At 70.2% G+C, this 6816-nt stretch carries 5 protein-coding genes and 1 pseudogene; all 6 read left to right on the forward strand.

Going from position 1 to position 6816, the window contains the following annotated elements:
• Positions 1–45: 45 nt before the first annotated feature.
• A complete protein-coding gene (locus tag GSQ87_RS14950; RefSeq protein ID WP_158916161.1) occupies positions 46–2670 on the forward strand; it encodes a DUF3772 domain-containing protein in 2625 nt (874 codons plus the stop codon).
• A gap of 73 nt (positions 2671–2743) precedes the next feature.
• Positions 2744–3265, forward strand: coding sequence for a DUF1003 domain-containing protein (locus GSQ87_RS14955; protein ID WP_158916162.1), 522 nt, complete (start codon positions 2744–2746; stop codon positions 3263–3265).
• A gap of 281 nt (positions 3266–3546) precedes the next feature.
• Positions 3547–3876: a CsbD family protein gene (locus GSQ87_RS14960; RefSeq protein ID WP_158916163.1), complete on the forward strand. Its 330-nt coding sequence runs from the start codon at positions 3547–3549 to the stop codon at positions 3874–3876.
• Between the two features lie 367 nt (positions 3877–4243).
• Positions 4244–4822: pseudogene (locus GSQ87_RS23170) on the forward strand (methyl-accepting chemotaxis protein); the annotation flags it as partial.
• Positions 4811–5953: a methyl-accepting chemotaxis protein gene (locus tag GSQ87_RS23175; protein ID WP_371416702.1), complete on the forward strand. Its 1143-nt coding sequence runs from the start codon at positions 4811–4813 to the stop codon at positions 5951–5953. The pseudogene GSQ87_RS23170 and the gene GSQ87_RS23175, both read left to right, overlap by 12 nt.
• On the forward strand, positions 5946–6816 hold an 871-nt coding region (locus GSQ87_RS14970; RefSeq protein WP_174241445.1), incomplete at its 3' end, for a chemotaxis protein CheW. The genes GSQ87_RS23175 and GSQ87_RS14970, both read left to right, overlap by 8 nt.

Consider the following 6816-nt stretch of genomic DNA (forward strand, 5'->3'; position numbering starts at 1 on the left):
CGGGTGTATCGGTTTGGACATGGGGCGCGGTCGCAGGAACACTCGATGATAGAGAAGAACGGACGCCTCCGCTTGGGCTTTGGGTCGTTTCCGGCTCGGGGCCTGCTGCTGGCGACGACGCTGATCCTTTCGCTCTTCGCGCCCTTGGCGGCCCAGTCCGCCATTCAAGCGCCCGTGACGGCGACCGCTGCGACACCGACCCCGACACCCGCCCCGCCCGTTGCGGCTGCGATGGCGGTCCAGCTCGCGTCTCCACCGTCCGCTCAGGCCTCTCCGCCCCCGGTCGCCACACCGGCGGCCGTCCCAGCGAAACCGCCCGCCCCTGCGCCGCCGCCCACCGCGCAGACCCTGCAACAGCAGCTGTCCCGCCTGCAGGCCCAGATCGCCGCCACCGACGGCGACGACCAGTTGATCGCCTTCGGCGTCCAGGCGGCCACGTTGCAGAAGACGGCGGACGGGCTCGCCGCGAACCAGGCCGCCGACCTCGCCAAGCTCAACGCCCGCCTCGCCCCGCCGGCGCGGACGACGGCCGGCAAGCGGGCCACCCCGCACCAGAAACGCGAGCTCGAGGCGCAACGCTCCACGCTCCAGGCCCAAGTCAAACAGGACAGGCTGGTGTCGACCAACGCCGCCAGGGCCTATGCGGCGGCGGCGGAGAAGCGGCGCGCGACCTTCGACTCCAACCTGTTCGAGCAGACCGCCTCGCCCCTCTCGCCGGACTTCTGGACCTCGCTCGGCAGCGCCCTCCAGCCCGATCTCGACCGGCTGCAGAACAGCGGGATGCAGGCAGTCTCCACGGCGTGGAACGCGCCCGAGCCGCAGGCCGCCATCGGGCTGGTGGTCGCGGCGGCCTTGGCGGCGGCCCTGCTGTTCCCACTGCGCCACCTGCTGGAGGGGCTGGGGCGCAGGCGGGCGAAACACAGGGCGGCGGCCCAGGCCTTCCGCCGATCCGCCTATGCACTCTGGATGACGGTGGTGGACATCGCCCTGCCGGCGCTGGCCGCGACCGTGCTGTTGCTGACGGCGCGCTGGGCGGGCGTGCTGTCCAGTGAAGCCGACAGCCTCGCGCAGGCCTTCGTGACGGCGGCGATCTGGGGCGCGACAGTGGTCGCGCTTGGCCGGGTGCTGATCGCGCCGGGCGATCCGGACCGGCGCATGCTGCCGATCGACGAGGACGCGGCGAAAAGACTCCAAGCCTTCCCCTGGATCGTGGCGGTGGTCACCGGCGCCGGCCTGCTGCTGACCCACCTCAACACCATCATCGGCGCCAGCATCGCCGCCACGGTGGCGGCCAATTGCGTCATTACCGTGGGTTATGTGGCGGTGGCCGGCATGATCCTGGTGGCCTTGGGGCAGGGTCGCAAACCCTTGGACGAGAGCGAAAGCTCGACCGACGCGGCGAGTTCCTCGGGGCTGACCCTGGTGTCGCTCGGCCTGACCATCGCCATCCTGGTGGCCTTGGGAGCGGTGCTGGCCGGCTACACCACCCTGGGCGAGCGCATTTCCGGTCAGGTCTTCTGGCTCGGCGTGCTGGCGGCCATCACCTACCTGCTGCTGCGCTTCATCGACGAGGTCTGTGGGGAGCTGTTCTCGCCACATGGCTGGGCGGCGCGCGCGCTGTTTCGGATCTTCAACCTGCGGGCCTCGGTGATCGCCCAGCTGGGCGTGCTGCTGTCGGCCGGGTTGAGCGTGCTGCTGCTGGTCAGCGTCCTGACGCTGGCCCTGACCCCGTTCGGCCATACCGGCCAGACCCTGTTCGCGCATCTGGGCGGCCTGGGTCGCCCCCTGCGCATCGGCTCGCTCAGCATCTCGCCCTCCGCGATCGCCGCCGGCCTGGCCAGCCTGGCGGTGGGCATAGCCCTCGTGCGCTTCGTCCAGGGCTGGCTGAACCAGCGGTTCCTGCCCGTGACCGACTGGGACTCCGGGGTCCGCAACTCGGTCAGCAAGGGCATCGGCTATATCGGCGTCGGCCTGGCGATCGTGTGGGGCTTCGCCATCGCCGGGCTCGGCTTCCAGCAGATCGCCCTGGTGGCCAGCGCCTTGTCGGTCGGCATCGGCTTCGGCCTGCAGCAGGTGGTGCAGAACTTCGTCTCCGGCCTGATCCTGCTGGTCGAGCGGCCGGTCAAGGTCGGCGACTGGGTCAACCTCGGCGGCCAGGAGGGCGACATCAAGAACATCCGGGTGCGCGCGACCGAGATCGTCACCGCCGACCGCACCACCCTGATCGTGCCCAACTCCGACTTCATCACCAAGACGGTGCAGAACAAGACCCTCGGCAATGCGCGCGGCCGGGTGCAGATCCTGATCGCGATCAGCCGGGTCCAGGACGCCGACCGGGCCAAGGCGCTGATTCTGGCCACGTTCGCGGACAATCCCGAGGTGCTGTCCGAGCCCAAGTCCAACGTGTTCATCGACTCCGTCGATCCCGGCGCGGTGAACTTCAAGTGCTTCGCCTTCGTCCACAATCCCCGCGACGTCTACCGCATCCGCAGCGACCTGTTCTTCGAGATGATCCGCCGGATGCTGAAGGAAGAGATCATGTTCCCCGGCGGCGGCATGCCCACGATGGCCATCGAGCCCGGCCAGGGCCTGAAGGACATGTTCGACCGCCTCGAACCGAAGTTGGCCCAGGCTGGGTCGAAAGCGGAGAGCCAGTCGCCCCCCTCCTGAGCGGTCTTTCTCGCCGCCGAATGGGACGCCGCGTGAGTTGGTGCGTTCAAGGACGGTTCGGAAGGACGCGACAATGGACCCGACGACCCGTCCGCCGGCCGATCACATCGAGGCGGCGGTCCAGCAGATGGCGGAGCTGCATGCGGACAACGTGCGCGACACCACCCCGCTCCAGCACCTGGTCCTCTGGATCACCACCACGCTCAGCCGGCCTTCGGTGCTCGCCCTGGCCCTGCTGTTCGTCGTGGCCTGGATCGCCTTCAACATGGCAGCCCCAGCGCTGGGGCTGCACGCCTTCGACCCGCCGCCCTTCGCCCTGCTCGAGATGGCGGCCACCGTGGTCGCCCTGTTCACCACCCTGCTGATCCTGGCCACCCAGCGGCGCGAGGAACACCTCGCCCGCCGCCGCTCGCAACTGACCCTGCAACTCTCGGTCCTGAGCGAGCAGAAGATCGCCAAGGTGATCAGCCTGCTGGAGGAACAGCGACGCGAGAGCCCGATCCTGCGCACACGAGAGGACCGAGAGGCGAACGACATGGCCGAATCCGCCGACCCACGCCACGTGCTCGACCGCATCATCAAGACCCACGAGTAGTCGGCGAAGAAAAGCGGAGCTTTCCTCTGAAACGGCGATCCAGGTCGAAGCCTTCAGCGCGGCAGACGACCACGCGATCTGATCGACGGTGCATGTCCTCGGTTGAGGGCTGCAATTTATTCGGCTGAAGGGGCGTGTCCAAGCGGAACGCTCTCTCGTCGATAGGGTTGAGTGCTGTGGAACGCCGGCGAAGCGACGGGGATCGTGTCCGCCACCCAATAAAAGCCAATGCACCGCGACCGATCGGCCGCTCTCACCCCAATATTCTGAAGGATACCACCATGTCGGAAGATCGTATCGAAGGCGCGCTCAAGAAGGGCGTCGGCCACGTCCAGGACGCCGTTGGCGGTCTGTCAGGCGATAGCGCGATCCAGGCCAAGGGCAAGCTGAACGAAGTGACCGGCTCGGTCCAGAATGCTTACGGCAAGGCCCGCGACCAGGCCCAGGACGTCGTCGATCAGGCCCGCGACCGGGCGCAGGACGCCTACAGCGATCTCGAGCAGTTCGTCCGCGACCAGCCCCATGTGGCGCTCGGGATCGGCGTCGCCGTCGGTCTGGCGCTCGGCCTGATGCTCGCCCGCAGCCGCAAGATCGTCTATTTGCGCGAGTAGGCGCGGAGCGTGTCCGGCGGCCTCGTTCTACCGCCCCGGACGCGGCCGCCATCGCCTGGCGTGGCGAACATGACTGGCCAATGGCTGCTCCCCGTTGGAAGATGGCGGCCTGTCGCGCCAGGGTTTGTCCGGCGTCCAGCATCTCGGGAACGGCATGGCCCTGGTTAAGACCTCCAAGATCGCGGCCGGCGCGGACAAGAGCCAACCGCTGGCGCCGACGCCGCTCGTCAAACGCCCCCCTCGCTCTCGCAGCAGCGCCACGGCGCCGCGCCGCGACAAGGTCGCCGAGCGCGTAGCGGCGGCCACTGAGCAATTGGCCGGCGGGCTGGCCGAAGCCTCGGCCGCGGCCGAGGAGCTGCGCCGGTCGATGGAGCAGATCGCCGCCGGCGCGGAAGAAGCGGCCGGCGGCTCCCAGGAACAGCTTGCCGCCATCAGGAGCGTCGTCGCCGATCTCGCCGCCGCCCGCGTCCAGGCCGAGGGGTCGCGCCGGCGCACCGAGGCCGTCCAGCTCGTCCTGGCCGAGACCTCGGTCCAGATCGCCACCTCGGTTCGCTCCATCGAACGCAGCGCCGAACGCCAGACCGCCTCAGTGGAGATCATCGCGGAGCTCGAACGCCGGGCCCAGGACATCGGCGAGATCACCCAGACCGTCAGCCGGATTTCCGACCAGACCAACCTGCTGGCCCTCAACGCCGCGATCGAGGCGGCGCGGGCAGGCGATCAAGGGCTGGGCTTCGCCGTGGTCGCCGAAGAGGTGCGCGCCCTAGCCGAGACCTCGGAACGAAGCGCCAAGGACGTGCAGGGCCTGGCCGACTCGATCCAGACCGATGTGCGCGGCGTGACCACCGCGATCCGCACCGCCGCCGAAACCGCCTCGGGCGAGGCCAGGACTGGAGCCTCGGCGGTCGAGACCTTGGACGCCCTGAGGGACGACATGGCGCGCCTGGCCCAAGGCGCCGAGGACACCTTGACCACAGCGCTGGAGGCCGAACGCGCAGCTACCGAGGCCCAGCGTGGGGCCGAAGAGGTCGCCAGCGCCGCCGAGGAGCAGGCGGCCGCTGCGGGCGAGGCCCAGAGCGCGATCCAGCAACAGGCCCAGTCCCTGGAGCAGGGCCAGGTCGCCGCCCGGGCCCTGGCGGCCTCGACCGACGAACTTGGCGGCGACGTGGCCGACGCCTCGGCCGCGGAGCAGATCTCCGCCACCGCCGAGGAGCTGTCGGCCACCGTCCAGGAACTTTCCGCCGCCGCCGTCCAGATCATGGCCGCCGTCGAACAGATCAATCGCGGCTCGCAACAGCAGGCGGCGGCGACCCAGCAGACCTCCGCCGCCCTCGCCCAGATCGAGACCGGCGCCAAGGCCGCCCAAGCGAACGCCGTTTCCGCCGGCGAGCGGGTCATCGGCATGGAGGGCGCGCTGAACACCACCCGCGCCTCGGTCGAAGGCCTGCTGGCCGGCGTGACCACCGCGATCGACGTCACCCGGATCAGCCTGGCCACCATCGTCCGCCTCGAAGGGATTGGCCGGCGGATCGAGAAGATCGTCGACGGCATCGCCTTGGTGGCGGTGCAGACCACCATGCTGGCGGTGAGCGGCTCGGTGGAGGCCGCGCGCGCAGGCTCCGCCGGGCGGGGTTTCGCCCTCGTGTCCGGCGACATCCGCAGCCTGGCGCGCGAGGCGTCGGAGAGTGCGGACCGGATCAAGGATACGGTGCGCGGCGTCCTGGATCAGATCGCCTCGCTGCGGCGCGACTGCGAACGGGTGCTCCTGGCCAGCGAAGCCGAGGTCGAAACAAACCGAAGTATCTTCACGGCGCTGGAGAAACTCGACGCCGACGTCGCCGCCATGAAGGCGGCCAACGTCGCCATCCTGCAAGGCGCGGACGCGATCATGCGCGCGACCGGACAGTCGGCGGACGGGGCGCGCCAGATCGCGGCGGCGGCGGAAGAGGCCAGCGCGGCGGCGCGGCAGGCGGCGACCGCCGCCTCCCAGCAGGCGCGCGGGGCCGACGACCTGGCCGCGGCGGTCGAGGAGATCGCCGCCCTGGCCGACGAACTTAAACAGCAGCGGAATGGCTGAGCCCGATCCGGGGATGGCGTCCGGCGGCGGCCCGATGCGGCGGTTCCTGACCTTCCGCGTGGACCAGCGGCTCTACGCCCTGCCGGCCGAAGAGGTGATCGAGGTGATCCGCACGCCGGCGGTGGCGCGCGTGCCGCAGGGGCCGGCCGGCCTGCTGGGGATGGCCAACCTGCGCGGCTTGGCGGCGCCGGTGGCCAGCCTGCGCGGCCTGCTGGGACGGCCCCAGGTCGAGACCACCGCCGCGTCGCGCACGCTGGTGCTGGCGGGGGCGACGACCATCGCTCTGGCCGTTGACGGCGTGGACGCCCTGGTCTCGGTCGACCCCGAGCGGGTGGAGACTGTTCAGGCCAGGCTCGGCGCCGAGACGGGGGAGCAGCTGCGGGGCGCCTTCGGCGGCGTGGGCGACGAGCCCGTCGCCAGGATACTGGACATCCAGGCGCTGCTGGCCTCGGCCTTCGCCCAGCGCGCCCGCCCGGTTCGCGCCGCCAGCGCCACAGCCCTCGGAATGGAAGCGACGGTCGAGGCGAGGGACGCCAACCACGCCAAGCTCGTCACCTTCGAGGTCGCCGGCCAGGAATACGCGATGGACCTGGAAGCGGTGCGGGAGATCATCTCCGCTCCCGCCGACCTGGCGTTCGTCCCCCACAGCGAAGCCCTGGTGCTCGGCGTCGCCAGCTATCGCGACACCCTGCTGCCGCTGTTCTCGTTGAGGGGACTGCTGGGTTTCCCGGCCGATGCCCAGGCGGCCCCGAGGGTGCTGGTCGTCGCCATCGGCGGGGCCGTGGTCGGCCTGGTCGCCGACCGGATGCGCGCCTTCCTGCCCGCCGATCCCGACCTGATCGAACCGACGCCATCGATACTGG

Source organism: Caulobacter sp. S45 (assembly GCF_009765965.1).
In the GTDB taxonomy this organism is placed as follows: Bacteria; Pseudomonadota; Alphaproteobacteria; order Caulobacterales; family Caulobacteraceae; genus CAHJWH01.